Origin of the sequence: Acinetobacter sp. S4397-1, from assembly GCF_024129285.1 — a bacterium.
Taxonomy (GTDB): Bacteria; Pseudomonadota; Gammaproteobacteria; order Pseudomonadales; family Moraxellaceae; genus Acinetobacter; species Acinetobacter lwoffii_C.
Map to the genome: position 1 here is coordinate 1 of NZ_JAMXXZ010000090.1, position 445 is coordinate 445.

Genomic DNA, 445 nt, shown 5'->3' on the forward strand with positions numbered 1-445 from the left:
TAGCTGCCATCCGGCTTCACTGTGGTTGTAACTTTTTCTGTCACAACATTGCCGTCTTTGTCTACACCTTGAATGGTGATAACAACTTCTGTACCTGGCGCGACGTCTTCTGTTACACCTGTCAGTGAACCGTCTTTGCCAATCGTTAAGTCAATTGTACCTGGTTCAAGGTCTAAGCCGCCGCCTGTTGCTGGCGGAAGAGTCACTTCAAGCTCTGGCGGAACTGTGACGCCTGGCGCGCCTGCAAGCTCATCCGGGCCTGTCACTGCATTGCCGTTGCGGTCTGTACTGACTGCTTCACCAATCAATGGTGAACCATCAACAATCGTCGTGCCTGCTGGAAGTTTCGCCTCGTAGCTGCCATCCGGCTTCACTGTGGTTGTAACTTTTTCTGTCACAACATTGCCGTCTTTGTCTACACCTTGAATGGTGATAACAACTTCTG

Annotated in this window: 1 pseudogene; it reads right to left on the reverse strand. The window is 50.8% G+C overall.

The annotated features are described in order from the left end of the window. Positions 1 to 445 (reverse strand): annotated as a pseudogene (locus NI467_RS14630) (hypothetical protein); the annotation flags it as partial.